We start from the raw sequence: 23,799 nt of genomic DNA on the forward strand, positions 1-23,799 counted from the left end.
TCAGTTGTCCTTTTTCTCTTCCTTGTTGTCGACGATGATCTGCGTCTTGCTGACCATCACCGGCTGGCCTTTGAGGCTCTTGAGGGCCTGCGCCAGCGCGAAGTCGTCGGAGGCGCCGAATTCGGGCACCTTCCGGTCCTGCGGCGGCTTCTTGGCCTCTTCCTCGAGGCGCTTGCGGGCCTCGTCGCGGGCCTTCTCGCGCTCGGGGTCCTTGCTCTCGGGGCCCTGGCCGCTGGCCAGGTGCTTCTCGAGGTCGGCCTCGCGCATGCGCAGCGCCGCGAAGGGACTGCCCTCGGCGCTCTCGTCGACCAGCACGTTGGGCACGATGCCCTTGGCCTGGATCGAGGTGCCGCTGGGCGTGTAGTAGCGTGCCGTGGTGATCTTCAGGCCGGTGTCGGGGCCGAGCGGACGCACCGTCTGCACCGAGCCCTTGCCGAAGGTCTGGCTGCCCATGACGGTGGCGCGCTTGTGGTCCTGCAGGGCGCCGGCGACGATCTCGCTGGCCGAGGCCGAGCCTTCGTTCACGAGCACCACCAGCGGCACGGTCTTCAGGGCCGCGGGCAGGTTGCGCAGCGGGTCGCTGCCGGCACGGCGCTGGTAGAACTCGGGCGCCGCCTTGTAGATCGACTTGCTCTCGGCCAGCTGGCCGTCGGTCGACACCACCGTGACATTCTCGGGCAGGAACGCGGCCGAGATCGCGACCGCGGCGTCGAGCAGGCCTCCGGGGTCGTTGCGCAGGTCGAGCACAAGGCCCTTGAGGTTCGGGTCCTGCTTGTAGATCTCTTCGACCTTCTTGACGAAATCGTCGACCGTGCGTTCCTGGAACTGCGACAGGCGGATCCAGGCGTAGCCCGGCTCCATCACCTTGCCGCGAACCGATTGGGTGCGGATTTCCTCGCGCGTGATCGTGACCGGGAAGGTGCGGTTCTCGTCCTTGCGGAAGATGGTCAGCAGCACCTTGGTGTTGGCCTCGCCGCGCATGCGCTTGACGGCCTCGTTGAGCGACAGTCCGCGCACCGCGGTGTCGTCGATCTTGGTGATCAGGTCGTTGGGCTTGAGGCCGGCGCGGTAGGCCGGCGAACCCTCGATCGGCGACACCACCTTGATCAGGCCGTCTTCCTGCGAGATCTCGATGCCGACGCCGACGAAGCGGCCGGTGGTGCCTTCGCGGAATTCCTTGAAGGATTTTTTGTCGAAGTACTGCGAATGCGGGTCGAGCCCGGCAACCATGCCCGAGATCGCATCCGAAATCAGCTTCTTCTCGTCGACCGGCTCGACATAGTCGCTCTTGACCATGCCGAAAACCGCAGCCAGCTGCTGCAGTTCCTCGAGGGGCAAGGGAGCCAGCGACCCGCGCGCAACGGTTTGTAACGAGACGGTGGTCAGCACGCCGGCAAAGGCGCCCGCGGCGACCCAGCCGGTGATCTTCATTTTCTGGCCCATGTGAAAGTGTCCTTGTCGCCTGTCAGCCCAATATACACAGCTTGGAAGCAAGTTGCCGGCCGCGGTTCCTCACCCAGCCGAACAAATTGAGAATTTCTGTTACGCCTTGCCCTGGGAAGCCACCGCGGCCACCGCCTTCTCGGCGGCGTCGGCGTCGCCGAGATAGTAGTGGCGCAGCGGCTTGAGCTCGTCGTCGAGCTCGTACACCAGTGGGATCCCGTTCGGAATGTTCAGGCCCACGATGGCGTCGTCGGAAATGCCGTCGAGGTACTTCACCAGCGCGCGGATGGAATTGCCGTGCGCTGCCACCAGCAGCCGGCGGCCGGCGCGGACCGCCGGCGCCATCGATTCGTTCCAGAACGGCAGCACCCGGGCGACCGTGTCCTTCAGGCATTCGGTCAGGGGCACCTGCTCGGGCGCCAGCTTGGCGTAGCGGACGTCGCCGCGCTCGCTGCGCGGATCGTTCGGCTCGAGCGGCGGTGGCGGCGTGCCGTAGCTGCGGCGCCAGACCAGCACCTGCTCGTCACCGTACTTCTTGGCCGTCTCGGCCTTGTTGAGACCCTGCAGGCCGCCGTAGTGCCGCTCGTTGAGGCGCCAGGAATGGACCACCGGCAGCCAGGTGCGGTCGAGTTCGTCGAGCGTGTGCCAGAGCGTGCGGGTGGCGCGCTTGAGCACGCTGGTGTAGGCGACGTCGAAGTCGTAGCCCTCGGCCCTCAGCAGCCGGCCGGCCTGCTTGGCCTGCTCGACGCCGGTCGGCGTCAGGTCGACATCGGTCCAGCCGGTGAAGCGGTTTTCGAGATTCCAGGTCGATTCGCCGTGGCGGATCAGTACCAGTTTGTGCATGGGAGAGGCCTTTGGGAACGCGTGCGGAAAGCCGACATTCTAAAATCCGGGGTTTGCCACTCAAGGAATACCGTGAAATTCATCATCGACAACTGGATGCTGATCCTGATTGCGCTCAGTTCGGGCGGCATGCTGGCATGGCCGATGGTGCGCGGCGCGAACGCCGGCTCGCTCTCGGCGCAGGGGGCGGTGCAACTGATCAACCGTGAGCGCGCGGTGGTGGTCGACGTCCGCGAGCCCGAGGAATTCGCCGCCGGTCACGTGACGGGCGCCAAGAACGTGCCGCTGGCCCAGCTCGAGCAGAAGCTGCCGACCGCCGTGAAGAACAAGTCGTTGCCGTTGTTGCTTATCTGCGCCAGTGGGGCACGGGCACAGCGCGCGGTCGCCACGGCCAGGAAGCTCGGCTACGAGCAGGCCCAAGCAGTGGCCGGCGGACTCAAATCCTGGAAAGACGCTAATCTGCCGCTTGAAAAGGCCTGAAACCCCACGAAATAGTCGCGATGCAAGCCGTCAAGATGTACACCACCGCCGTTTGCCCCTACTGCATTCGCGCGAAGCAAATCCTCAAGTCCAAGGGCGTCGAACAGATCGAAGAGATCCGCATCGATAGCGACCCGCAGGCACGGGCCGCGATGATGGACCTCACGCGCCGTCGCACGGTGCCGCAGATCTTCATCGGCGAGACCCACGTCGGCGGCTGCGACGACCTGATCGCGCTCGACGGACGGGGTGGACTGGCGTCGTTGCTGCACGGCGCCTGAGCCCGACGACGGGCCGCCCCAAGGCCGACTGCGCCGCCCTCGGGGCGCACGACGACCCGAAGTGCACCGCGTGGGGGTCTTCCGCCGGGCCATAATGGCCGGCTACCTCCAGCAGCCCGCGCCGGGAGCTCCCGGGCGGGCATTGTTTTGATTTCCCGAAAGTTAGAGCCATGGCCGACCAGCAAGCACAAGACCCCGTTTTCCAGATCCAGCGCGTCTACCTGAAGGATCTGTCGCTCGAGCAACCCAATTCGCCGGCCATCCTGCTCGAACAGGAACAGCCGACCGTCGACATCCAGCTCGGCGTCGATGCCCAGCCGGTGACCGACGGCATCTTCGAGATCACCGTGTCGGCCACCGTGCAGACCAAGATCAACGACAAGACCGTGTTCCTGGTCGAGGCCAAGCAGGCCGGCATCTTCGAGATCCGCAACCTGCCGGAAGACCAGATGGGCCCGATCCTCGGCATCGCCTGCCCGCAGATCGTCTACCCCTACCTGCGCGGCAACGTGGCCGACGTGATCCAGCGCGGCGGCTTCCCGCCGGTGCACCTGGCCGAGATCAACTTCCAGGCGATGTTCGAGCAGCAGCAAGCCCAGGCCGCCGGCCAGGCTTCGCCGATCGTCACGCAGTAAATCTGCCGCAGCGGCCCTTTCGCCGATGAAGATCTGCGTGCTCGGCGCCGGTGCCTGGGGCACGGCGCTGGCGATCAATGCCGCCGGCCGCCATGCGGTGACGCTGTGGGCGCGCGATGCCGCCCAGGTCCAGGCCATGTCGTCGGCGCGCGAAAACGCGCGCTATCTCCCCGGCATCGGATTCCCCACGACGCTGAATGTGCGCGGCGGCGAGGCATCGTCCGCGTTCGCGGACGCCGAGCTCGTGATCGTGGCGACGCCGATGTCGGCGCTGCGCGAGCAACTCGTCCTGCTGCGCCATGTCGGCTGTCCGGTGGCATGGCTCTCCAAGGGTGTCGAGCCGGCGCAGGCCGGCTCCGCCGAGGTGGGGCTGCTGGCCCATGAGATCCAGGCGCGTGTGGCACCCGGCCTCACGGCCGGCGTACTGAGCGGCCCGAGTTTTGCGCAGGAAGTGGCACAGGGCCGGCCTACCGCGCTGGTCGCGGCCAGTCCCCTGGCCGCCGTGCGAGAGGCGCTGGTCGGGGCTTTCCATGGGCCGACCCTGCGTGTCTACGCGAACGAGGACATCGTCGGCGTCGAAGTCGGCGGCGCGGTCAAGAACGTGCTCGCGATCGCGACCGGACTGGCCGACGGGCTCGACCTCGGCCTCAATGCGCGGGCCGCGCTGATCACGCGCGGCCTGGCCGAGATGACGCGCTTCGGTGTCGCCCTCGGCGCCAGGGCCGAGACCTTCATGGGCCTGTCGGGGCTCGGCGACCTGGTGCTCACCGCGACCGGCGACCTGTCGCGCAACCGCAAGGTCGGCCTGCTGCTGGCGCAGGGCCGGACGCTGTCGCAGGCGGTCGAGTCGCTCGGGCATGTGGCCGAAGGCGTCTACTGCGCGAGGGCGGTGGTGCAGCGTGCGCGCCATATGGGCGTCGAGATGCCGATTTCCGGCAGCGTGGTGGCCGTGCTGGACGGCCGCGTACAGGCTGCGCAGGCCGTCGCGGATTTGATGGGGCGGGAGCCCGGCGTCGAGTCGGCCTGAACCTGAACCGCCGGCTTCGTGGAACCGGCCTTGGCGCTCAAGCGCGCGGCGCCAGATCCAGCACGCATTCGTCGCCCAGTGCCTCGCGCCAGACCCGCACGCGCGAGGGCGCCGGCTGCATGTCGGCGAGGGCGTCGGCGATGAACACGCAGAGGTTTTCCAGCGTCGCCGTGCCCAGTCCGGGCACTTCGTCGAGCAGGTGGTGGTCGAGCCGTTCGCGCAGCGCGTCCAGTCGCCGGCGCAGCAGGCCGAGGTCGACGACCATGCCGGTCCGGGCATCGCGCGGGCCGCTGACCGCGACTTCCGCGCGGTAGGTGTGGCCGTGGATGCGGCGGCTGGCTTCGGTCTCGATGGCACGCTCGAGCGTGTGGGCGGCGTCGAAGAAGAAGCGCTGGCTGACGGTGAATCGTCGAAGGTTCATCGCGAGGGTCGTCATGTTCCGAGGTCAGCGGATGCCGGTCAGCTTGTGAGTCTGCAGGCTCAGGCGCCAGCCGGGGCGGCGCATGCAGGTGTCGATACACAGCGCGATGTGGTCGGCCTGCGCGGGGCCGTCCATCGGCTGCAGAAAGTGGTGTGCGAAGTGGCCGCCGGCCTGCAGCGCGTCGAGGTCCAGGCCGGGCTGCGGCCATACCACCTTGAGTTCCTGGCCCGAGCGCTGCAGCCAGGGCGCGCCCGCCTTCGGGCTGATGCAAAGCCAGTCGATGCCCTCGGGTGCCGCCACGGTGCCGTTGCTTTCCACCGCAATGCGGAAGCTGCGCGCATGCAGTGCGGCGATCAGTGCGGCATCGACCTGCAGCAGCGGCTCGCCGCCGGTCAGCACGACCAGCCGATGCGCGGTGTCATCGGCCGGCCATTGCGCGGCGATGGTGTCGGCCAGCGACTCGGCGCTCGCGAACTTGCCGCCCAGCGTGCCGTCGGTGCCGACGAAATCGGTGTCGCAGAAGCGGCAGACGGCGCTGGCGCGATCGCTCTCGCGGCCGCTCCACAGGTTGCAGCCGGCAAAGCGGCAGAACACGGCCGGCATGCCGGCCTGGCCGCCTTCGCCCTGCAGGGTGTAGAAGATTTCCTTGACGCTGTAGCTCATCGGGTTCAGGTGTCGATTTCGAGGTTGTCGATCAGCCGTGCTGCCGAGCCGGGAACCTCATCGGAGTTCGGTCGCTCCGCGAGGCGGCGGGACGCGCGGGGCTCAGGCCGGCGTGTACGCCAGCCGTACGTAGATAGGTGCGAAGGCTTCGGCCTGCGTGATGTCGATCAGGGTTTCCTTGGCCAGCTCGAGCATCGCGATGAAGGTGACGATCAGCACCGGTGCGCCGCGCGAGACGTCGAACAGCTTCTCGAACTCGACGAACTGACGTCCCTGCAGGTGCCGCAGCACGATGCTCATGTGCTCGCGCACGCTGAGCTCCTCGCGCGAGATCTTGTGGTGCTGCACGAGCTTGGCGCGCTTCAGGATGTCGGCCCAGGCTTCCCGCAGGTCGACCACGTTCATGTCCGGGAAGCGTGGCTTGAGCGACTGCTCGATGTAGACCTGGGCCTTCCAGAAATCGCGTCCGGCCTGCGGCATGGCGCTCAGCGTGGCGGCCTGCAGCTTGGTCTGCTCGTACTCGAGCAGGCGGCGCACGAGCTCGGCGCGCGGATCTTCGACTTCCTCGCCCTCGGCCGATTTTTTCGGCGGCAGCAGCATGCGCGACTTGATCTCGATCAGCATCGCGGCCATCAGCAGGTATTCGGCCGCCAGTTCGAGATTGGTCTGGCGGATCTCGTCGACGTAGCTCAGGTACTGCCGCGTCAGCCCGGCCATCGGGATGTCGAGGATGTTGAAGTTCTGCTTGCGGATCAGGTAGAGCAGCAGGTCGAGCGGGCCTTCGAAGGCTTCGAGGAAGACCTGCAGCGCCTCCGGCGGGATGTACAGGTCGTTCGGCAGCGCGAACAGCGGCTCGCCGTAGAGCCGGGCCAGCGCCACCTGGTCGATGACCTCGGGCATCGTGGCGACCACGGCCGCGCCGTCGTCCGCGATCACCTCGTCCGGCGCCGAGCGGACGGTGTCCTCCGATGCGCTGCCATCGCCCTGGCGACGGGCGCCGGAACCCGGAACGGCCCGGATGACCACTTACTTCACGCGGGTCTGGTAGACGTAGGGCTGCTGCGGGACCTTGGCTTCGCTGTATTCCTCGAGCAGGCTGCGGTCGAGGTGCTTGTCCCAGAGCAGGGCGCGGCCGGCGCGCTGCTCGGCCTCCAGCGTCGGCTTCTGCTGCTTCATCTGCTCGATGAAGCTGGTGATTTCGGACGTGTAGTGGGGGCGGGCGAAGATGGACATGGCAATAGGACCTTTGGTGGCGATTTTACCGGGTGGAATCCGCATTGAAGCCGGCCTGTGCATGCGCTAGCGTGGCAGCTCCCAATAACAACCCAGGAGACATGCCGATGACGCGTCGACACTCGATGGTCCTTGCCGCCACCGCAGCCGCCTTGACAGTGGCGGCCTGCACCGGCAGCGGGCCCTCCAAGCCGCAGAGCAAGATGAGCTTCTTCATCACCAGCGTGAATCCCGGCAAGGGCGCCGACTTCGGCGGCCTGGCGGGTGCCGACCGCCACTGCCAGAGCCTGGCGGCCAGCGTCGGCGCCGGCGGCCGCACCTGGCGCGCCTACCTGAGCACCACCGCGACGGCCACCAGCCCGGCGGTGAATGCGCGCGACCGGATCGGCAGCGGGCCTTGGTACAACGTCAAGGGCGAGCTGATCGCCAGCAATGTCGAAGAACTGCACGGCGACAACAAGATCAACAAGCAGACGGCGCTGACCGAAAAGGGCGACGTCGTCCCTGCGAGCGGCGATCCCGTCAACCAGCATGACATCCTGACCGGCTCGTCGCCCGACGGCCGGGCCATGAGCGACGGCAAGGACACGACCTGCGGCAACTGGACCCAGAGCGGCGACGGCTCGGCCATCGTCGGTCATCACAACCGCATGGGCACCAACGCCCCGCCGGCGTCGATGTCCTGGAACTCGTCGCACGGCACCCCGGGCTGCAGCCCGGATGCGCTCAAGTCGACCGGCGGCGCAGGCCTGCTCTACTGCTTCGCGCAGAACTGAAGGGTCTGCGGCCCGACCAGCGCCCGGACCCGCGGCGCGGCGCTTGGCAAGTTCAGTGGCCGTTGCCCGTGGGCTCGGCGACGCCGCCCGCCATCTCGGCTGCGAATCCCGAGCGCTCGAAGGCCTCGCGCGGCTGGGCCTGCAGCGATTCGACCCGCAGCACCCCGCCGCGCTCGCGCACCGCCTTGTGCAGCTGGCGCAGCGCGTCCATGCCGGTGGCGTCGATCGAGAACAGCTGCATCGCGTCGAGCACCACCGTCATGCCGCGCGGTGCGCGCTCGACCGCCGCCACCACCGGATCGAGCTTGGCCGCGGCGCCGAAGAACAGCGCGCCCTGCAGCCTGTAGGTCAGCACCGGCGGCTCGAGCGACGCCAACTCGACGCTGAAGAGCTGGCTCATGCGCCAGACGAAGAGCGTGCAGGCCCCCACGATCCCCACTTCGACCGCCACAGTAAGGTCGAACACCACCGTCAGGAAGAAGGTGCCCAGCATCAGCAGCCGGTAGTGACGGCTGAAGCGACGCAGCATGCGCGGCGAGAACTGGCGCCATTCCCCCATGTTCCAGGCGACGAAGATGAGGATGCCCGCCAGCACCGCCAGCGGCACGTGCCGGGCCAACGGTGCGGCCAGCAGCACCACCAGACCCAGCGTCAGCGCGTGGACGATGCCGGCGATCGGCGAACTGGCGCCGGCCCGCACGTTGGTCACGGTGCGGGCGATGGTGCCGGTGGCCGGCATGCCGGCGAAGAAGGGCGCCACCGTGTTGGCAATGCCCTGGGCCATCAGTTCCTGGTTCGGGTCGTGGCGCGGCAGGCCGCCGACCTGGTCGGCCACGCGGGCGCACAGCAGCGACTCGATCGCGCCGAGCGCGGCGATCGTGAGGGTGGGCGTCACCAGCTGCTTGACCGTCTCCCACGAGAACGCGGGCAGCGCGAAGGCCGGCAGGCCCTCGGGGATACCGCCGAAACGGGTGCCGATGGTTTCCACCGGCAAGCTCAAGCCCCAGGACACCAGGGTGAGGGTGACCATCGCGACGATCGGCCCCGGCATCCGCGAACCGGCCCGCGCGGCGCGCGAGTGGGTCACGCGGCCCAGCACGCGGTGCACCGCGCGGCCGATCCAGCTGCCGGCCACCAGCAGTTGCGGCCAGGCGGCGAGGCCCAGCAGGCAGGCCATGCCGAGCGCGAAGGCGTGCGGGTTGAGGCTGCCGAGGTGCGTGGCCAGCGTGTGGAGCTGCGAGAACATGTCGGCCGGCATCTTCGGGATCGCGAGCCCGAGCCAGTCCTTCAGCTGCGAGATCAGGATCAGCGCCGCGATGCCGTTGGTGAAGCCGACCACGATCGACAGCGGCACGTAGCGCACCAGCGTGCCGAGGCGGAACAGGCCCATCAGGAACAGCAGCAGCCCGGCGCAGGCGGTGGCGATCAGCAGGTTGGCGACGCCGTAGCGCTCGACGATGCCGTAGACGACCACGATGTAGGCCCCGGCCGGGCCGCCGATCTGCACCGCCGAACCGCCGAGGGCCGAGATCAGGAAGCCGGCGATGATGGCGGTCCAGATGCCGGCCTCGGGCTTGAGGCCGGAGGCGATCGCGAAGGCCATCGCCAGCGGCAGCGCGACGATGCCCACCGTGACGCCGGCGCCGACGTCCTTGAGGAAGCGCTCCTTGTCGTAGCCGGCCAGCGCGTCGATCAACCGGGGTCGGAAGAGCGCGAGCTTCAGGTGCGAGGTCATGGCGTCATTGTGGACGCCTGAGGCCTCAGGCCGGCGCCGGGCCGCTCCCAAGGCGGCCTGCGCCCCCTCGGGGGGCATCAAGTACACGAAGTGACGAGCGTGGGGGCACAGGCCGGCGCCGGGCCGCTCCCAAGGCGGCCTGCGCCCCCTCGGGGGGCAGCAAGTACACGAAGTGACGAGCGTGGGGGCGCGTTCAGTCGGAGTCGCCGGGCAGCACCGCGTCGGCGGCGGCGCCGACCGCCTTGCCCGTGATGCGCACGGTCCCGATGGCGGCGTCGGCCGCGAGGCCTACCGCACCGGCGCCGACGCTGACCGCGGTGCTGGCGACGCTCACGACGGCGCAGCCGGGGAGCGCCGCGCAGAGGGCCAGTGCAAGAAGCAGGGCGAGGCGGGCTTTCATCGCATCCGCCCTCAGCGCACCCGCATTCCAGGCGTCGCCCCCGGCCACGGCTCCAGCACGTGGATGCCCGGGTTCGCCTTCTCGTCGGCATGGCTGGCGGCCAGCACCATGCCCTCGGAGATGCCGAACTTCATCTTGCGCGGCGCCAGGTTGGCGACCAGCACCGTGAGCTTGCCGACCAGCTGCTCGGGCTGGTAGGCCGAGGCGATGCCAGAGAAGACATTGCGCGTGCGGCCTTCGCCGGCATCCAGCGTCAGGTGCAGCAGCTTGGTCGAGCCCTCGACCTTCTGGCAGGCGACGATCTTCGCGATCCGCAGGTCGATCTTCGCGAAGTCGTCGATGGTGATGGTCGGGGCGATGCCTTCGCCGCCGGGGAGCAGGCCGGTTTTCTCGGCCGGTGCCGCGGCTTCGGACACCGGGGCTTCGAACAGCTGGTCGAGCTGCTTGGCGTCGACCCGCTGCATCAGGTGCTTGTAGTCCTTGATGGCGTGGCCCGTGCCCAGCAGCTTGCCGGCGTCGGCGAACAGCAGCGGCCCGCTGGCGAGGAAGGCCTCGACCTCGGCCGCCAGCGCCGGCAGCACCGGCTTGAGGTAGATAGTGAGCAGGCGGAAAGCCTCGATGCACGTCGTGCAGACATCGTGCAGGCGGGCGTCCATGCCTTCTTTCTTGGCCAGCTCCCAGGGCTTGTTCTGGTCGACGTACTCGTTGACCTTGTCGGCCAGGCCCATGATCTCGCGCAGGGCGCGGGCGTAGTCGCGGCCGTCGTAGAGCGCCTGCATCGGCGCCGACGCGGCCTGCAGCGTGGCCAGCAGGGCCGCGCCGTCGGCCGACACCGTGCCCAGCTTGCCGCCGAAACGCTTGGCGACGAAGCCCGCGGCGCGGCTTGCGATGTTGATGTACTTGCCGATCAGGTCGGCGTTGACGCGGGCGATGAAGTCGTCGGGGTTGAAGTCGACGTCCTCCACCTTGGCGTTGAGCTTGGCCGCGATGTAGTAGCGCAGCCATTCGGGGTTCATGCCGATCGACAGGTACTTGAGCGGGTCGATGCCGGTGCCGCGGCTCTTGCTCATCTTCTCGCCCGAGACCGTGATGAAGCCGTGCACGTTGACCTGGCTCGGCGTCTTGCGGCCGCTGAACTGCAGCATCGCGGGCCAGAACAGCGTGTGGAAGTAGACGATGTCCTTGCCGATGAAATGCACCTGCTCCACGGCCGGGTCGGCGACGAAGTCATCGAAGCTTTGCGCGGTGCGCGAGGACTCGTGCCAGTGGTTCGCGGCCTGGCCTTTGTCGAAATGGTTTTTCAGGCTCGCGAGGTAGCCCACCGGCGCGTCGAGCCACACATAGAAGTACTTGCCCGGCGCATCGGGGATCTCGATGCCGAAGTAGGGCGCCTCGCGCGAGATGTCCCAGTCGGCCATGCCGGCCTCGAACCATTCGCTGGCCTTCTTCGCCATCTCGGGCTGCAGCTTGCCGTCCTGCGTCCAGGCCTTGAGGAAGTCGACCACCTTGGGGTCGGACAGCTTGAAGAAGAAATGCTCGGAGCTGCGCAGCTCGGGCGTGGCCCCGGTGAGCGTCGAGTAAGGGTTGATCAGCTCGGTCGGCGAATAGACGCTGCTGCACACCTCGCAGGCGTCGCCGTACTGGTCCTTGGCGTGGCACACCGGGCATTCGCCCTTGATGTAGCGGTCGGGCAGGAACATGCCTTTGACCGGGTCGTAGAACTGCTCGATGGTGCGGCTGGCGATCATCCCGCCCGCCTTGAGCTTCCTGTAGATGCCCTGGGCGAGTTCGGTGTTTTCGGCGCTGTCGGTCGAGTGCCAGTTGTCGAATCGGATGTGGAAACCGTCGAGGTATTCCTTGCGGCCGGCGGCGATCTCGCCGACGAACTGCTGCGGCGTCTTGCCGGCCTTCTCGGCCGCGATCATGATCGGCGCGCCGTGCGCGTCATCGGCACCCACGAAGTGCACCATGTGGCCCTGCATGCGCTGGAAGCGCACCCAGATGTCGGCCTGGATGTACTCCATGATGTGGCCGACGTGGAACTTGCCGTTGGCGTAGGGCAGGGCGGTGGTGACGAAGATCTTGCGCTGGGACATCGCGGGGTGCGCTTTCGGGGAGAGGAAACGGGCTGGAACCGAATGCGGCCAGCGGAAGGAGCCGCATTTTAGTTGGCAGGGCTATAGTCTCGCTGCCGCCCCGAGTTCCCAGTGATCACCGCGTACGAAATCACCCTTGCCCAGCCGTCCGATGCGTTGGAGATCGCGCAACTCTCGCGTGACTCGATCGAACGTGGTCTTTCGTGGCGCTGGACCGAGTGGCGCGTTCGTCGCAGCATCCGCGACGAGGCGACCAATGTCGTGGTCGCCCGAAGCCGGGGGGCCTTGCTGGGCTTTGCGATCATGCAGTACGGGGACAACGAGGCCCACATCGCGCTGTTCGCGGTTCGGGGAACCGAGCGGCGAAAAGGCGTGGGCTCCGCCTTGCTGGCGTGGCTGGAGGCGACGGCGGGCGTGGCCGGCATCCGGGCCGTGCGCCTGGAGGCCAGGGCCGGGAACGTGGCCGCGAAGTCCTTCTACCTGCGCCACGGCTTTGTCGAAGCGGGCACGAGTCCGGGCTACTACGAGGACGTGGAGGATGCCGTTCGCATGGTGAAGCGCTTCGATGGTGCGTCCTGAGCCGCCCGCGAAAACCTCCTGCCTCAGGCCCGACCCCGGCCGCCCCAGCCGAAGAACTGGCACACCGCCTCGCGATGCTTCAGCGTGTCGGCACGCCCGAGCGCCATCAGCTCCCGCGTGAAGGCCGATTCGAAGAGCAGGTAGCTCGCCAGCGCGGCGCCCTTGATTTCGGCAGTTTCCGCGGGTACCGCGGGCTCGCCCAGCAGGCTGCGCACGGCCGCCGGCAGCGCGTGGGCGTGCCGCGCCGCGATCACGTCGATGCGCTCGGAGGGGGCGATCAGCAGCAGCTCCACGTGCCGCAGTGCAGTGGCATGGCGCGCCTGCGGCGGAACCAGGGCCAGCGTCGCGTTGATGCGGCGCAGGCGCTCCACGTCGGCGGTCAGCGCATCGAGGAAGATGCTCGACAGCGCATGGCCGGCGATCTGGGCCAGCGACGGGTAGCCGCTCAGGGCATTGGGCGCCACCGCGTGGGCCGGCTCCATGACGCGGCCGGCGCCGATCGCCAGGATGCGCTGCGCGCCCAGGTGAATGGCCGCGGCCAGCGGTGCCGACTGGCGCATCGAGCCGTCGCCGAAGTATTCGATGTGGCCGTCGACGTCCAGTGCCTTGGCCGGGAAGATGAATGGAATCGCCGATGACGCGAGCAGATGGTCGTGCCCGATGCGTACCGCCGTGGCCAGTCGCCTGGACCGGACCCATGGCTGCTGCTGCGGGCCGGCCTGATAGAAGGTCACGTGCTCGCCCGAGCCGTAGCTCGATGCCGTGACCGCGAGCGCATCGAGATGGCCCTGCGACATCAGGCCGGCGAGCCGGTCCAGCGGCACCAGTTGTTCGAGCAGCTGGCGCAGCGGCGTGTTGTCGAGCAGGGAGCGCAGGCCGCTGCGCCGCCAGCGGGCGATCAGCCAGCCGGCCGACAGCAGGCGGGCCCAGGGCGCGTCGCTGCGCAGTGCCGTCAAGGCGTCGGCGCGGTAGATCTGCCCCGGCTCGAGCCGGGACCACACCTGCGCGATCCTGCGAACCGTGGCGTCGAAGTCGTCGGTGCCGCAGGCCAGCGCGGCCGCGTTGATCGCCCCGGCCGAAGTGCCGGTGATGATCGGGAACGGATTTCGCCTTGCGGGCTCTCCGGCGGCGCGGCGAAGCTTGGCCAGGGCCTGGAGCACGCCGACCTGGTAGGCGGCGCGCGCACCGCCGCCGGTCAGCACGAGACCGGTGGCGGGGACGGGGGCAGGGGCGGGGTGCGGCGACGGCATGGGCGGTGGTCGAGCGTACCCGGCTTGCGGCGCTGAGAGGCCGAACCGGTCGCGCCGGTGGGGTCAAGGCTGCGCCGGCGTCGGTGTTTCGGGCGCCGCACTAGACTACCCGCCATTCAGGAGTGATCAATGGCAGCAGTTACGCAAGAGGCGCTCGCGGAGGCGCTCAAGGCCGTCCTCGACCCCAATACCGGCAAGGATTTCGTCAGCGCGAAGGCGTTGAAGAACCTGCAGATCCATGAGGGCGAGGTCTCGTTCGACATCGAGCTGGGCTATCCGGCGAAGAGCCAGATGCCCGCCATGCGCCGCGCGCTGGTGGCGGCCGCCAAGGCGGTGCCGGGGGTGGAGAACGTCTCGGTCAACATCACGACCAAGGTCGTCAGCCACGCGGTGCAGCGCGGCGTGCAGCTGATGCCCAACGTCAAGAACATCATCGCGGTGGCCTCGGGCAAGGGCGGCGTCGGCAAGAGCACCACCGCGGCCAACCTGGCGCTGGCGCTGGCCGCCGAGGGCGCCAGCGTCGGCCTGCTCGACGCCGACATCTACGGTCCCAGCCAGCCCATGATGCTGGGCATCCAGGGTCGGCCCGAGAGCGAGGACGGCAAGACCATGGAGCCGCTTTCGAACCACGGCGTGCAGGTGATGTCGATCGGCTTCCTGGTCGATCAGGACGAAGCCATGATCTGGCGCGGCCCGATGGCGACCCAGGCGCTGGAGCAGCTGCTGCGCCAGACCAACTGGAAGGACCTGGACTACCTGATCGTCGATATGCCGCCCGGCACCGGCGACATCCAGCTGACCTTGTCGCAGCGGGTGCCGATGACCGGCGCGGTGATCGTCACCACGCCGCAGGACATCGCGCTGCTGGACGCCCGCAAGGGCATCAAGATGTTCGAGAAGGTCGGCGTGCCGATCCTCGGCATCGTCGAGAACATGGCGGTGCACGTGTGCTCGAACTGCGGCCACGTGGAGCACATCTTCGGCGCCGACGGCGGCCGCAAGTTGGCCGAGCAGTACCGGATGGACTACCTCGGCGCGCTGCCGCTGGACATCAACATCCGGCTCCAGGCCGACAGCGGCAAGCCCACCGTCGTGGCCGATCCCGATGGCGAGGTGGCCGGCATCTACAAGGCGGTCGCGCGGCGCGTGGCGGTGGGCATCGCCGAGAAGGCCAAGGACTTCTCGGCCAAGTTCCCGACGATTACGGTGTCGAAGAACACCTGAAGCGCTTTCAACGCAAATGAACCTTTTGGCCTCGATGCGCTACCTCGTCGCGCTCGAGGAGCACCGTCATTTCGGCCGCGCCGCGCAGGCCTGCCACATCACCCAGCCGGCCTTGTCGAATGCGCTGCGTGCGCTCGAGACCGAGTTCGGCGTGGTGGTGGTCAAGCGCGGCCGCACCTATGCCGGGCTCACGCACGAGGGCGAGGCCGTGCTGGCGGCGGCGCACCGGATGCTGCGCGAGAACGAATTGCTGCAGCAGCTGCTGAAGAGCGAGGAGGGGCATCCCCGCGGCAGCCTGCGCATGGCGGCCGTGCCTACCGCGATCCCGCTGCTGGCGCGCTTCGCAGGCCGGTTGCAGGGGCGCCATCCCGGCATCGTGCCGATCGTGCTGTCGATGAGTTCGCTCGAACTCGAAACGGGACTGGAGAACCTGTCGCTCGACATCGCCTTGGGCTACACCGAGCGCATGCATCCGCGCGAGGTCAAGCTCACGGCCTGGCCGCAGAGCGTCGAGCACTACTTCCTGTTGCGCCGCGCCGAGCGCGGCGACGCCGCAGCGCTGCGGATCGGCGAGCCGATCGGCTGGGCCCGGGCGGCCGAGCTGCCGCTGTGCCTGCTGACACCGGAAATGCACAACCGCTCGATCGTCGACCAGGCCTTCAAGACGGCCGGCGCGGTCGTCTCTCCCGCCATCGAGACGAACTCGGTGCTGACCCTGGCGCTCAGTGTCCTGTCCGGCCAGGTCTGCGCCGTGCTGCCGGGCGCGATGGTGGATGCGGTCCGCGGCCAGGGCCAGTTCGAGGCGCTGCCGCTGGTGGCGCCCGAGGTGCTGACGCCGATCGGCTTCATGACGCAGACGGCGGCGCGGCCCTCGCGCGCGCTGGAGGCGGCGCTGGCGCTGCTCCAGAGCCCAGACTGGGAGCGCGAAGTCGGGGCCCACAGCGGCGCCTTGCGCGGCTGATCCCTCGGGGGGCGGGCTGCCCGGGGCTTCGCTTCATTTCTTTATTGAATCACTCCATGTGCGGATTCAATTTGCCAAGTGCGCCCGGGCGGCCGACAGTCGGGGAGGCCGCCCGTTCGCGCGGCAGGACAACCCCATGAGACGGCCGAGGCAATGAATCACCCAGGCACCCCGAACAAGATCGAGGCCATCCCCCTCGCCACGCCCGACCAGCTGCGCGAGCGCATTCGCCGCAAGAGCAAGCTCAAGGGGCGTCAACCTGAGGAGAACGCGCTGGCCGAGGTGCGTGCGCTGATCGGCGCGCGGCCGTTGGCCGGCTACCGGCGCGACCTGCTGATCGAGCAGTTGCACCTGATCAACGACGCCCACGGCTGCCTGCACGACCATCACCTGGTCGCGCTGGCCTCGCTGACCGGCATCCCGATGGCCGAGGTGTACGAGGTTGCGACCTTCTACCACCACTTCGAGATCGTGCGCGGCGACGCGCAGGCGCCCGGGCTCACGGTGCGCGTGTGCGACGGCCTGGCCTGCGAGCTGGCCGGCGCGCAATCGCTGATCGAGCGCCTGCCCGCCCTGCTGGGCGCGGCCGGCCGCGACGACGTCCGCGTGATCGCGGCGCCCTGCATCGGCCGCTGCGAGCAGGCGCCGGCGGTGGCGGTGCACCAGCGGGCGGTGCCGCTGGCGAGCGTCGAGAAGGTGCTGCAGGCGGTGGCCACCGGGCCCCGGCCGGCGGCTGCGCGCCACACCCATTTCGTCCCCGCCGATCTGGCGGGGAAGAGCATTTCCGCGCCGTCCGAGGCGGTCGAGGCCCAACCGCCCTTCACCGACTACCGGACCTACCGTGCGCACGGCGGCTATGCGTTGGCGGCCGCGCTGGTCAACGGCGAGGAAGACGCCGAAGCGGTGCTCCGGGCGCTCGAGGATTCGGGCCTGCGCGGCCTCGGCGGCGCCGGCTTCCCGGCCGGACGCAAGTGGCGCATCGTGCGCGACCAGCCGGCCCCCCGGCTCATGGCGGTGAACCTCGACGAGGGCGAGCCCGGCACCTTCAAGGACCGCAGCTACCTCGAACGCGATCCGCACCGCTTCCTCGAAGGACTGCTGGTGGCGGCGCAGATCACCGGCGTCGAGGCCTGTTATGTCTACCTGCGGGACGAATACCACGACTGCCGCGCGCTGCTCGAGGCCGAGCTCGCCGCGCTGCGCGCCGATCCGCCCTGCGAACTGCCGAGCATCGAACTGCGGCGCGGCGCCGGTGCCTACATCTGCGGCGAGGAGTCCGCGATGATCGAGAGCATCGAGGGCAAGCGCGGCGAACCGCGCATGCGGCCGCCCTACATCGCGCAGGTCGGCCTGTTCGGCCGGCCGACGCTGGAACACAATTTCGAGACGCTCTACTGGGTGCGCGACATCGTCGAGCGCGGCCCGCAATGGTGGACCGGCTTCGGCCGCCACGGGCGCAAGGGACTGCGCAGCTTCAGCGTCAGCGGGCGCGTGAAGCATCCGGGCGTCAAGCTCGCCCCCGCGGGCATCACGGTGCGCGAGCTGATCGACGAATACTGCGGCGGCATGCTGGACGGCCATACGCTGCACGCCTACCTGCCGGGCGGCGCATCGGGCGGCATCCTGCCGGCCCGCCTGGACGACATTCCGCTCGACTTCGACACCCTCCAGCCGCACGGCTGCTTCATCGGCTCGGCGGCCGTGGTGGTGTTGAGCCAGCACGACCGCGCCCGCGACGCGGCGCTCAACGTGATGCGCTTCTTCCAGCACGAGAGCTGCGGCCAGTGCACGCCGTGCCGCGTGGGCACCGCCAAGGCGGCGGCGCTGATGCAGGCGCCGTCTTGGGACAACGCCACCCTCGAAGACCTGGCGCAGGTGATGGGCGATGCGTCGATCTGCGGGCTGGGCCAGGCGGCGCCGAACCCGATTCGCAGCATCCAGAAGTACTTCCCGCAGGAGATCGCATGAACGCGCCGTCTAAGTTCGCCGAACTCATGCCGCAGACGGTGGCGTTCACGCTCGACGGCCGCGCCATCGAGGCCTTCGAGGGCGAGACCATCTTCAAGGCCGCCGAACGTCACGGCGTCGAGATTCCGCATCTCTGCCACACCGACGGCCTGCGCCCCGACGGCAACTGCCGCGCCTGCGTGGTCGAGGTCGAGGGCGAGCGCACGCTGGCGCCAAGCTGCTGCCGCGGCGTGACCGCCGGCATGAAGGTGCAGGCCACCAGCGAGCGGGCGCTGAAGAGTCAGAAGATGGTGGTCGAGATGCTGCTGTCCGACATGCCCGATGAAGGCTACAAGTGGATCGGCGACGACGCCACCCGACCGCACGGCGAGCTGAGCGAGTGGGCCGCCCGGCTCGATGTCGCCGTGCGCCCCGAGCTCAGGGCCCTGCGCCGCGAGCAACCGGCGGCCGACGTCTCCCACCCGGCGATGGCGGTCAACCTCGACGCCTGCATCCAGTGCAACCGCTGCGTGCGCGCCTGTCGCGAGGAGCAGGTCAACGACGTCATCGGCTATGCGATGCGCGGCGAGCACTCGAAGATCGTCTTCGACCTCGACGATCCGATGGGCGACAGCACCTGCGTGGCCTGCGGCGAATGCGTGCAGGCCTGCCCGACTGGCGCCCTGATGCCCAAGAGCCTCATCGGCTCGCAGCAGGTCGACCGCAAGGTTGATTCGGTGTGCCCGTTCTGCGGCGTCGGCTGTCTGCTCACCTACAACGTCAAGGACGAGAAGATCGTCAGCGTCGACGGCCGCGATGGCCCCGCCAACCATGGCCGCCTGTGCGTCAAGGGCCGTTTCGGCTTCGACTACGCGCACCATCCGCAGCGCCTGACGAAGCCGCTGATCCGCAGGCCCGGCGTGCCCAAGCACTTCGACGAGGCACCGCGGCCCGGCGACTGGAGCGAGGCCTTCCGCGAGGCCAGCTGGGAGGAAGCGCTCGCCTTCACGGCCGGCAAGCTCAAGAGCCTGCGCGACACCCACGGCAAGAAGGCGCTGGCCGGTTTCGGCTCCGCCAAGGGCAGCAACGAGGAGGCCTACCTGTTCCAGAAACTGGTGCGCACCGGATTCGGAAGCAACAACGTCGACCATTGCACGCGGCTGTGCCATGCGTCGAGCGTGGCGGCGCTGCTGGAAGGCGTGGGCTCCGGTGCGGTGAGCAACCCTGTCTACGACGTCGAGCATGCGGAGCTGATCTTCGTCATCGGCTCCAACCCGAGCGCGAACCACCCGGTGGCCGCGACCTGGATGAAGAACGCCGCCAAGCGCGGGGCGAAGATCGTGCTGGCCGACCCGCGCCGCACCGACCTCAGCAAGCATGCCTGGCGCACGCTGCAGTTCAAGGCCGACACCGATGTCGCGATGCTCAACGCGCTGATCCATGCGGTGATCGACGAAGGCCTGGTGGACCAGGAATTCATCCGTACCCGCGTCAGCAATTTCGAGGCCCTGCGCGACAACGTCAAGGGCTACAGCCCGGAGGCGATGGCGCCGATCTGCGGCGTGCCGGCCGAGACGCTGCGCGAAGTCGCGCGCGCCTTCGCCAGCGCCAAGGGCGCGATGGTGCTGTGGGGCATGGGGGTCAGCCAGCACGTGCATGGCACCGACAACGCGCGCTGCCTGATCGCGCTGGTCAGCGTCACCGGCCAGATCGGCAAGCCCGGCTCCGGCCTGCATCCGCTGCGCGGCCAGAACAACGTTCAGGGCGCGAGCGACGCGGGGCTGATCCCGATGATGTTCCCCAACTACCAGCGGGTCGACAACGCGGCCGCGCACGCGTGGTTCGAGGACTTCTGGGGCCTGCCGCTCGATGCGGCACCGGGCTATACGGTGGTCGAGATCATGCACAAGGCGCTGGCGCCCGACGACGACCCGCACAAGGTCCGCGGCATGTACATCATGGGCGAGAACCCGGCCATGAGCGACCCCGACCTGAACCACGCGCGGCACGCGCTGGCGAGCCTGGAGCACCTGGTGGTGCAGGACATTTTCATGACCGAGACCGCCTGGCTGGCCGATGTCGTGCTGCCGGCCAGCGCCTGGCCCGAGAAGACCGGCACCGTGAGCAACACCGACCGCATGGTGCAGCTCGGCCTGCGGGCACTGAACCCGCCCGGCGATGCGAAGCCCGACCTCTGGATCATCCAGCAGCTCGCAAAGAGGATAGGCCCCCACGCCCCGCACTTCGTGTCGTCGCTGCCCCCCGAGGGGGCCGTCCGCGCCTTGGGGCGGCCCGGCGCCGCGGAGGGCCTCGACTGGCACTACGAGGGCGAGGAATCCGGCGTCGCCGCGGTCTACGAGGAGATGCGCCAGGCCATGCACGCCGCGATCGGCGGCATCAGCTGGGAGCGGCTGCAGCGCGAATCGAGCGTGACCTATCCCTGCCTCGATGCCGACGACCCGGGCCAGCCGATCGTCTTCATCGACAGCTTCCCGACCGCCGACGGCCGCGTGAGGCTGGTGCCGGCCGACATCATCCCGGCGGCCGAGCGGCCCGATGCCGACTATCCCTTCGTGCTGATCACCGGACGCCAGCTCGAGCACTGGCATACCGGCAGCATGACGCGCCGCGCCAGCGTGCTCGACGCGATCGAGCCGATGGCCACGGCCTCGATGAACCAGGGCGACCTGCAGGCGCTGGGCCTGGCGGCGGGTGACGTGATCACGATCCGCTCGCGCCGCGGCGAGGTCGCGATCCACGTGCGGCGCGACGACGGCACGCCGGCCGGCGCGGTGTTCGTGCCTTTCGCCTACTACGAGGCGGCGGCCAACCTGATGACCAACGCGGCGCTCGATCCCTTCGGCAAGATCCCGGAGTTCAAGTACTGCGCGGTGCAGGTCCGGCGCGGCGGCACGCCGATGGCGGCGGCCGGCTATGGCAGCGGCGCGACAGGCGACAATGCGCGCCTGCCATGGACAGTCTCGACCTGATCAGAACCTTCCGCGAGGTTGCCACGTACGGCAGCTTCTCGCGAGCCGCGACCAAGCTCGACGTCTCGAAGGCGACGGTGAGCAAGTACATCGCCGAACTCGAGACGCGGCTCGGCGTGCGGCTGCTCAACCGCTCCACGCGCGCGGTCAGCCTCACCGATGCCGGCGCGCTGCTGCTCGAACGCAGCAAGCCGATGATGGAAATGTTCGAGCTGACCCAGGCCGAGGTCCAGGAGCACGCGAACCATCCCACGGGGCGGCTGCGCATCTCGGCGCCGCTGGGCGCGGGGCAGGGCGACCTGCCCAAGCTGCTCGGCCAGTTCATGGGCCACTACCCCGACGTCAGCATCAGCCTGCAGTTGACCAATCGCGTGATCGACATGGCCGAGGACGCGATCGACCTGGCGCTGCACTTCGGCCCGATCGAGGATGAGAACCTGATCGTGCGCAAGCTGGCGCGCCGCGACCTGGTGGTGTGCGCCTCGCCGCTCTACTGGAAGAAGCACGGCAAGCCGACCCACCCGCGCGAGCTGGCCGGCCACGATGCGCTGACCCAGTCGCGCCTGGGCGCCCATCCGGCGTGGCGATTCGAGGTCGACGGCCAGCCCTTCGATGTCGAGGTCAGGAGCCGCATGGATGCGACCGAGGCGGCGCCGCTGATCGAGATCGCGATGCAGGGCTTCGGCGTGATCTACATGCCCGAGATGCTGGTGCAGCCGCACGTCGACCAGGGCGAGCTGGTGCCGGTGCTGCAGGAGTACGTGCGCAGCGACATGTGGCTGTCGGCGGCCTACCTGCAGCGGCGCCACAACAGCGCCGCGCTGCGCGCCTTGCTCGACTTCCTCGAGTCGCGCTTCGGCGGGCGGAACAAGCCCAGGGGCTGAGGACGGCCGCGCGGCCCGGTTCCTTGGCCGGATGCCAAAACTTCCCGCCCGTGAAACGAACAGGAATGGATTAAGCCTTCTGTTTCCTACTTTCGAAACGGGCCTCGGATCCTAAGCTTGGACCCAGTCCAATGAACGACAGGAACGAGGTATGGCAAGACTGATCATCCTGGCCCGGCACAGCAGCGTGCGGCAGGTCAACATCGCGGGTTCGCTCACCACCATCGGGCGCTCCGGCAGCAACAGCGTGTGCATCGACAGCCAACGCGTGAGCCGGCATCACGCCGCCATCGAATGGACCGGCGACGGCTTCATGCTCACCGACATGGGCAGCCGCAACGGCACCTACGTCAACAACGAGAAGGTGAGGGCGCATGCCCTGTGCAATGGCGATGCGATCATCGTCGGCGACTGCCAGCTGCGCTTTCTCCACAGCCGGGCCCTGCCGCCGGCCGATGCGCTGCGGCTCATGACCCTGCCGGGCCACCTCGTGGAGACCGACGCGCAGATGGCACGAAGTATCAACCGGCGCCTGCCCGAACGCCGCGTCTTCGCCCGCTGACGCGCGGGACCGGACTCAGGCGTATTGCGCTGCCGCCGGCCGGCTCTGCTGCGGCATCTGCGTGGGTGCCGCGGGGCGCTGGCGGCGCTCGGTGATCAGCCGGGCGGCCAGCTGCGCAGCCATATCGAGTTTCTTGAGGTCGCGCGCCTCCAGGGCCGGATCGGGCGTGAAGCTGTAGGAATAGAAGGTGCCGTAGATCGCGCCGTTGGCGAACCCCACCGGTGCGCTCAGGTAGCAGCCCGCGGGCACCTTGGCCCGGAGCACCTGCTTGCAGAAAGCCAGTTCGAGCGGCTCGGCCTGCTCGTCGATGAATTGCGCGCGCTCCGAGGGCTGCCGGCGGTGCGAGACCTGCCGCCCGTCGACGAACTCGCAGGCGAACGCGGCCTCCATCCCGTGCTGGTCACGCAACAGCCTCAGCACCTGATGGACCGACGGGTCGAGCAGCGGGTCGCTCATGTCCGGGGTGGCCATCAGGAGCTCGGACACGGTCACCTCGAGGGCTTCAAGTGCGTCGTGGTGTTCGTAGTAGCTCATGCGGGTCTCCGGTGGAATGGGTCCGATTGGAGCGCAGAAACCCGCCGTTCTCTGGAAATGAGAACTATGGTTTCCTATTTGTGCGGACCTTTGTCACGAAAACCGGTAACAGCATGCTTCAGGGTGTGAATGCGCATACACGTGGCGGCGCCGTGGATGCTCCGCCTTCGGCTATCGTCACCTGCATGGCGATCCCTGAAACCTCTTCTGCCGCGCCCCGGCCGACGCTCGACGTCGCGGTCGTGATGCGGCGCGAACGGCTTCACGGCCCTTCGAGCCACTGGCAGCCCTGGCGCTGGACGCTGGATGCGGTGGTGCCGGACGAGCCCGGCTTCGGCACCGAGCCTCGCCTGCTGCGCGACGACCAGGGCGAGCAGTCCTGGCTGCATCCCGGATTCAAGGTCGAGTTGTACCGCGACGAGGCCGAGGGCTACCACCTCAATGCCACCGCGCCGGCGCCCTGCTGGTTCGTGCTCTGGCGCATGGACGAGGAAGCGACCCTGGGTCCGGAGCCGATCCCCCGACCGGTGGTCGTGACCCTGAGCTACAACGAGGCCGGCCGCTGGCTGGACGCCCAGGAAACCGTCGAGCAGGTGCCGGCGCCCGCCGAGGTGCTCGAATGGCTGCGCGCCTTCATCCAGGCGCACTATGTGGTCGAGCCCAAGAAGCGCAAGCGGCCCGAGAGCTTCCGGCCGCTGGTGGATCGCTTCGGCAACGCGGCGAGCGTCTCGACCGAAAAGAAGCGGGGCAGGGGAGCCGGCGATGTCTGAAGGGCCCCCACGCTCCCCCACTTCGTGTGAGTCGCTGCCCCCCGAGGGGGCTGCAGGCCGGCTTG

The 23,799-nt window shown here is 68.6% G+C and carries 24 protein-coding genes; 13 read left to right on the forward strand and 11 right to left on the reverse strand.

Going from position 1 to position 23,799, the window contains the following annotated elements:
* Entirely contained in the window at positions 1-1,443 is a 1,443-nt protein-coding gene (locus tag AC1DYD_RS07100; protein ID WP_478172048.1) for a S41 family peptidase, read from the reverse strand.
* A 99-nt stretch (positions 1,444-1,542) separates the two neighbouring features.
* The gene (gpmA, locus tag AC1DYD_RS07105; protein WP_478172049.1) at positions 1,543-2,286 is read right to left on the reverse strand and encodes a 2,3-diphosphoglycerate-dependent phosphoglycerate mutase; all 744 of its coding nucleotides are present in this window, start codon (positions 2,284-2,286) and stop codon (positions 1,543-1,545) included.
* Between the two features lie 72 nt (positions 2,287-2,358).
* Here gpmA and AC1DYD_RS07110 point away from each other — a divergent pair, with 72 nt between their 5' ends.
* The 4 genes from AC1DYD_RS07110 (at position 2,359) to AC1DYD_RS07125 (ending at position 4,709) form a co-directional block, all read left to right on the forward strand.
* Positions 2,359-2,766 (forward strand): rhodanese-like domain-containing protein, encoded by a 408-nt coding sequence (locus AC1DYD_RS07110; protein WP_478172050.1) that lies wholly within the window; start codon positions 2,359-2,361, stop codon positions 2,764-2,766.
* Between the two features lie 20 nt (positions 2,767-2,786).
* Complete coding sequence (grxC, locus tag AC1DYD_RS07115) at positions 2,787-3,047, forward strand: glutaredoxin 3 (RefSeq protein WP_478172051.1); 261 nt, start codon at positions 2,787-2,789, stop codon at positions 3,045-3,047.
* Positions 3,048-3,217: 170 nt separating this feature from the next.
* Entirely contained in the window at positions 3,218-3,682 is a 465-nt protein-coding gene (secB, locus tag AC1DYD_RS07120) for a protein-export chaperone SecB (protein WP_478090814.1), read from the forward strand.
* Positions 3,683-3,707: 25 nt separating this feature from the next.
* Positions 3,708-4,709: an NAD(P)H-dependent glycerol-3-phosphate dehydrogenase gene (locus AC1DYD_RS07125; protein WP_478172052.1), complete on the forward strand. Its 1,002-nt coding sequence runs from the start codon at positions 3,708-3,710 to the stop codon at positions 4,707-4,709.
* 37 nt (positions 4,710-4,746) lie between these two features.
* Here the strand turns inward: AC1DYD_RS07125 and AC1DYD_RS07130 are convergent, their stop codons facing one another.
* The 4 genes from AC1DYD_RS07130 to AC1DYD_RS07145 form a co-directional block, all read right to left on the reverse strand.
* Positions 4,747-5,130, reverse strand: a complete 384-nt coding sequence (locus tag AC1DYD_RS07130) for a 6-pyruvoyl trahydropterin synthase family protein (RefSeq protein WP_478172053.1) — start codon at positions 5,128-5,130, stop codon at positions 4,747-4,749.
* Between the two features lie 24 nt (positions 5,131-5,154).
* Complete coding sequence (gene queE / locus AC1DYD_RS07135; protein ID WP_478172054.1) at positions 5,155-5,793, reverse strand: 7-carboxy-7-deazaguanine synthase; 639 nt, start codon at positions 5,791-5,793, stop codon at positions 5,155-5,157.
* 102 nt (positions 5,794-5,895) lie between these two features.
* Complete coding sequence (locus AC1DYD_RS07140) at positions 5,896-6,693, reverse strand: segregation and condensation protein A (protein WP_478172242.1); 798 nt, start codon at positions 6,691-6,693, stop codon at positions 5,896-5,898.
* Positions 6,694-6,819: 126 nt separating this feature from the next.
* Positions 6,820-7,026 (reverse strand): DUF3460 family protein, encoded by a 207-nt coding sequence (locus tag AC1DYD_RS07145; protein ID WP_478172055.1) that lies wholly within the window; start codon positions 7,024-7,026, stop codon positions 6,820-6,822.
* 107 nt (positions 7,027-7,133) lie between these two features.
* Between AC1DYD_RS07145 and AC1DYD_RS07150 the strand changes: the two genes are divergently transcribed.
* Complete coding sequence (locus AC1DYD_RS07150) at positions 7,134-7,802, forward strand: hypothetical protein (RefSeq protein ID WP_478172056.1); 669 nt, start codon at positions 7,134-7,136, stop codon at positions 7,800-7,802.
* Positions 7,803-7,854: 52 nt separating this feature from the next.
* Here the strand turns inward: AC1DYD_RS07150 and AC1DYD_RS07155 are convergent, their stop codons facing one another.
* From AC1DYD_RS07155 to metG, 3 genes are all read right to left on the reverse strand, one after another.
* Complete coding sequence (locus AC1DYD_RS07155) at positions 7,855-9,537, reverse strand: SulP family inorganic anion transporter (RefSeq protein ID WP_478172057.1); 1,683 nt, start codon at positions 9,535-9,537, stop codon at positions 7,855-7,857.
* A 193-nt stretch (positions 9,538-9,730) separates the two neighbouring features.
* Positions 9,731-9,937 (reverse strand): hypothetical protein, encoded by a 207-nt coding sequence (locus AC1DYD_RS07160; RefSeq protein ID WP_478172058.1) that lies wholly within the window; start codon positions 9,935-9,937, stop codon positions 9,731-9,733.
* A gap of 11 nt (positions 9,938-9,948) precedes the next feature.
* Positions 9,949-12,033 carry a methionine--tRNA ligase gene (gene metG / locus AC1DYD_RS07165; RefSeq protein WP_478172059.1) on the reverse strand — a complete coding sequence of 695 codons (2,085 nt, stop codon included), beginning with the start codon at positions 12,031-12,033 and terminating at the stop codon, positions 9,949-9,951.
* A gap of 111 nt (positions 12,034-12,144) precedes the next feature.
* On the opposite strand from metG, the gene AC1DYD_RS07170 reads away from it, so the two are divergent.
* Positions 12,145-12,612: a GNAT family N-acetyltransferase gene (locus tag AC1DYD_RS07170; protein ID WP_478172060.1), complete on the forward strand. Its 468-nt coding sequence runs from the start codon at positions 12,145-12,147 to the stop codon at positions 12,610-12,612.
* Positions 12,613-12,635: 23 nt separating this feature from the next.
* On the opposite strand, the gene AC1DYD_RS07175 is transcribed toward AC1DYD_RS07170, so the two are convergent.
* Positions 12,636-13,862: a patatin-like phospholipase family protein gene (locus tag AC1DYD_RS07175; protein ID WP_478172061.1), complete on the reverse strand. Its 1,227-nt coding sequence runs from the start codon at positions 13,860-13,862 to the stop codon at positions 12,636-12,638.
* Positions 13,863-13,991: 129 nt separating this feature from the next.
* Between AC1DYD_RS07175 and apbC the strand changes: the two genes are divergently transcribed.
* From apbC to AC1DYD_RS07205, 6 genes are all read left to right on the forward strand, one after another.
* Entirely contained in the window at positions 13,992-15,086 is a 1,095-nt protein-coding gene (apbC, locus tag AC1DYD_RS07180; RefSeq protein WP_478172062.1) for an iron-sulfur cluster carrier protein ApbC, read from the forward strand.
* Positions 15,087-15,102: 16 nt separating this feature from the next.
* Positions 15,103-16,047, forward strand: coding sequence for a LysR family transcriptional regulator (locus AC1DYD_RS07185; protein ID WP_478172063.1), 945 nt, complete (start codon positions 15,103-15,105; stop codon positions 16,045-16,047).
* A gap of 153 nt (positions 16,048-16,200) precedes the next feature.
* A complete protein-coding gene (locus tag AC1DYD_RS07190; protein ID WP_478172064.1) occupies positions 16,201-18,015 on the forward strand; it encodes an NADH-ubiquinone oxidoreductase-F iron-sulfur binding region domain-containing protein in 1,815 nt (604 codons plus the stop codon).
* On the forward strand, positions 18,012-20,984 hold the full coding sequence (locus AC1DYD_RS07195) for a molybdopterin-dependent oxidoreductase (protein WP_478172065.1): 2,973 nt from the start codon (positions 18,012-18,014) through the stop codon (positions 20,982-20,984). Before AC1DYD_RS07190 ends, AC1DYD_RS07195 begins: the two co-directional genes overlap by 4 nt.
* On the forward strand, positions 20,966-21,868 hold the full coding sequence (locus AC1DYD_RS07200) for a LysR family transcriptional regulator (RefSeq protein WP_478172066.1): 903 nt from the start codon (positions 20,966-20,968) through the stop codon (positions 21,866-21,868). The genes AC1DYD_RS07195 and AC1DYD_RS07200 overlap by 19 nt, the downstream gene beginning before the upstream one ends.
* A gap of 151 nt (positions 21,869-22,019) precedes the next feature.
* Entirely contained in the window at positions 22,020-22,430 is a 411-nt protein-coding gene (locus tag AC1DYD_RS07205) for an FHA domain-containing protein (RefSeq protein ID WP_478172067.1), read from the forward strand.
* A 15-nt stretch (positions 22,431-22,445) separates the two neighbouring features.
* On the opposite strand, the gene AC1DYD_RS07210 is transcribed toward AC1DYD_RS07205, so the two are convergent.
* Positions 22,446-22,964 (reverse strand): hypothetical protein, encoded by a 519-nt coding sequence (locus AC1DYD_RS07210; RefSeq protein WP_478172068.1) that lies wholly within the window; start codon positions 22,962-22,964, stop codon positions 22,446-22,448.
* Between the two features lie 185 nt (positions 22,965-23,149).
* Between AC1DYD_RS07210 and AC1DYD_RS07215 the strand changes: the two genes are divergently transcribed.
* The gene (locus AC1DYD_RS07215) at positions 23,150-23,734 is read left to right on the forward strand and encodes a DUF3305 domain-containing protein (protein ID WP_478172069.1); all 585 of its coding nucleotides are present in this window, start codon (positions 23,150-23,152) and stop codon (positions 23,732-23,734) included.
* Positions 23,735-23,799: the final 65 nt, after the last annotated feature.

The sequence above is a fragment of the Variovorax sp. P4_B11 genome (assembly GCF_056402355.1).

Excerpts from the sequence above, each read along its gene's own strand:
- AC1DYD_RS07160 (WP_478172058.1), bottom strand. The coding sequence starts at position 9,937 with ATGAAAGCCCGCCTCGCCCTGCTTCTTGCACTGGCCCTCTGCGCGGCG.
- AC1DYD_RS07125 (WP_478172052.1), top strand. The coding sequence starts at position 3,708 with ATGAAGATCTGCGTGCTCGGCGCCGGTGCCTGGGGCACGGCGCTGGCG.
- AC1DYD_RS07185 (WP_478172063.1), top strand. The coding sequence starts at position 15,103 with ATGAACCTTTTGGCCTCGATGCGCTACCTCGTCGCGCTCGAGGAGCAC.
- grxC (WP_478172051.1), top strand. The coding sequence starts at position 2,787 with ATGCAAGCCGTCAAGATGTACACCACCGCCGTTTGCCCCTACTGCATT.
- AC1DYD_RS07130 (WP_478172053.1), bottom strand. The coding sequence starts at position 5,130 with ATGAACCTTCGACGATTCACCGTCAGCCAGCGCTTCTTCTTCGACGCC.
- AC1DYD_RS07215 (WP_478172069.1), top strand. The coding sequence starts at position 23,150 with ATGGCGATCCCTGAAACCTCTTCTGCCGCGCCCCGGCCGACGCTCGAC.
- AC1DYD_RS07155 (WP_478172057.1), bottom strand. The coding sequence starts at position 9,537 with ATGACCTCGCACCTGAAGCTCGCGCTCTTCCGACCCCGGTTGATCGAC.
- AC1DYD_RS07195 (WP_478172065.1), top strand. The coding sequence starts at position 18,012 with ATGAACGCGCCGTCTAAGTTCGCCGAACTCATGCCGCAGACGGTGGCG.
- AC1DYD_RS07145 (WP_478172055.1), bottom strand. The coding sequence starts at position 7,026 with ATGTCCATCTTCGCCCGCCCCCACTACACGTCCGAAATCACCAGCTTC.
- AC1DYD_RS07205 (WP_478172067.1), top strand. The coding sequence starts at position 22,020 with ATGGCAAGACTGATCATCCTGGCCCGGCACAGCAGCGTGCGGCAGGTC.
- secB (WP_478090814.1), top strand. The coding sequence starts at position 3,218 with ATGGCCGACCAGCAAGCACAAGACCCCGTTTTCCAGATCCAGCGCGTC.
- AC1DYD_RS07210 (WP_478172068.1), bottom strand. The coding sequence starts at position 22,964 with ATGAGCTACTACGAACACCACGACGCACTTGAAGCCCTCGAGGTGACC.
- AC1DYD_RS07175 (WP_478172061.1), bottom strand. The coding sequence starts at position 13,862 with ATGCCGTCGCCGCACCCCGCCCCTGCCCCCGTCCCCGCCACCGGTCTC.
- AC1DYD_RS07140 (WP_478172242.1), bottom strand. The coding sequence starts at position 6,693 with ATGCCCGAGGTCATCGACCAGGTGGCGCTGGCCCGGCTCTACGGCGAG.
- AC1DYD_RS07190 (WP_478172064.1), top strand. The coding sequence starts at position 16,201 with ATGAATCACCCAGGCACCCCGAACAAGATCGAGGCCATCCCCCTCGCC.
- queE (WP_478172054.1), bottom strand. The coding sequence starts at position 5,793 with ATGAGCTACAGCGTCAAGGAAATCTTCTACACCCTGCAGGGCGAAGGC.
- AC1DYD_RS07100 (WP_478172048.1), bottom strand. The coding sequence starts at position 1,443 with ATGGGCCAGAAAATGAAGATCACCGGCTGGGTCGCCGCGGGCGCCTTT.
- apbC (WP_478172062.1), top strand. The coding sequence starts at position 13,992 with ATGGCAGCAGTTACGCAAGAGGCGCTCGCGGAGGCGCTCAAGGCCGTC.
- gpmA (WP_478172049.1), bottom strand. The coding sequence starts at position 2,286 with ATGCACAAACTGGTACTGATCCGCCACGGCGAATCGACCTGGAATCTC.
- AC1DYD_RS07150 (WP_478172056.1), top strand. The coding sequence starts at position 7,134 with ATGACGCGTCGACACTCGATGGTCCTTGCCGCCACCGCAGCCGCCTTG.
- AC1DYD_RS07200 (WP_478172066.1), top strand. The coding sequence starts at position 20,966 with ATGGACAGTCTCGACCTGATCAGAACCTTCCGCGAGGTTGCCACGTAC.
- metG (WP_478172059.1), bottom strand. The coding sequence starts at position 12,033 with ATGTCCCAGCGCAAGATCTTCGTCACCACCGCCCTGCCCTACGCCAAC.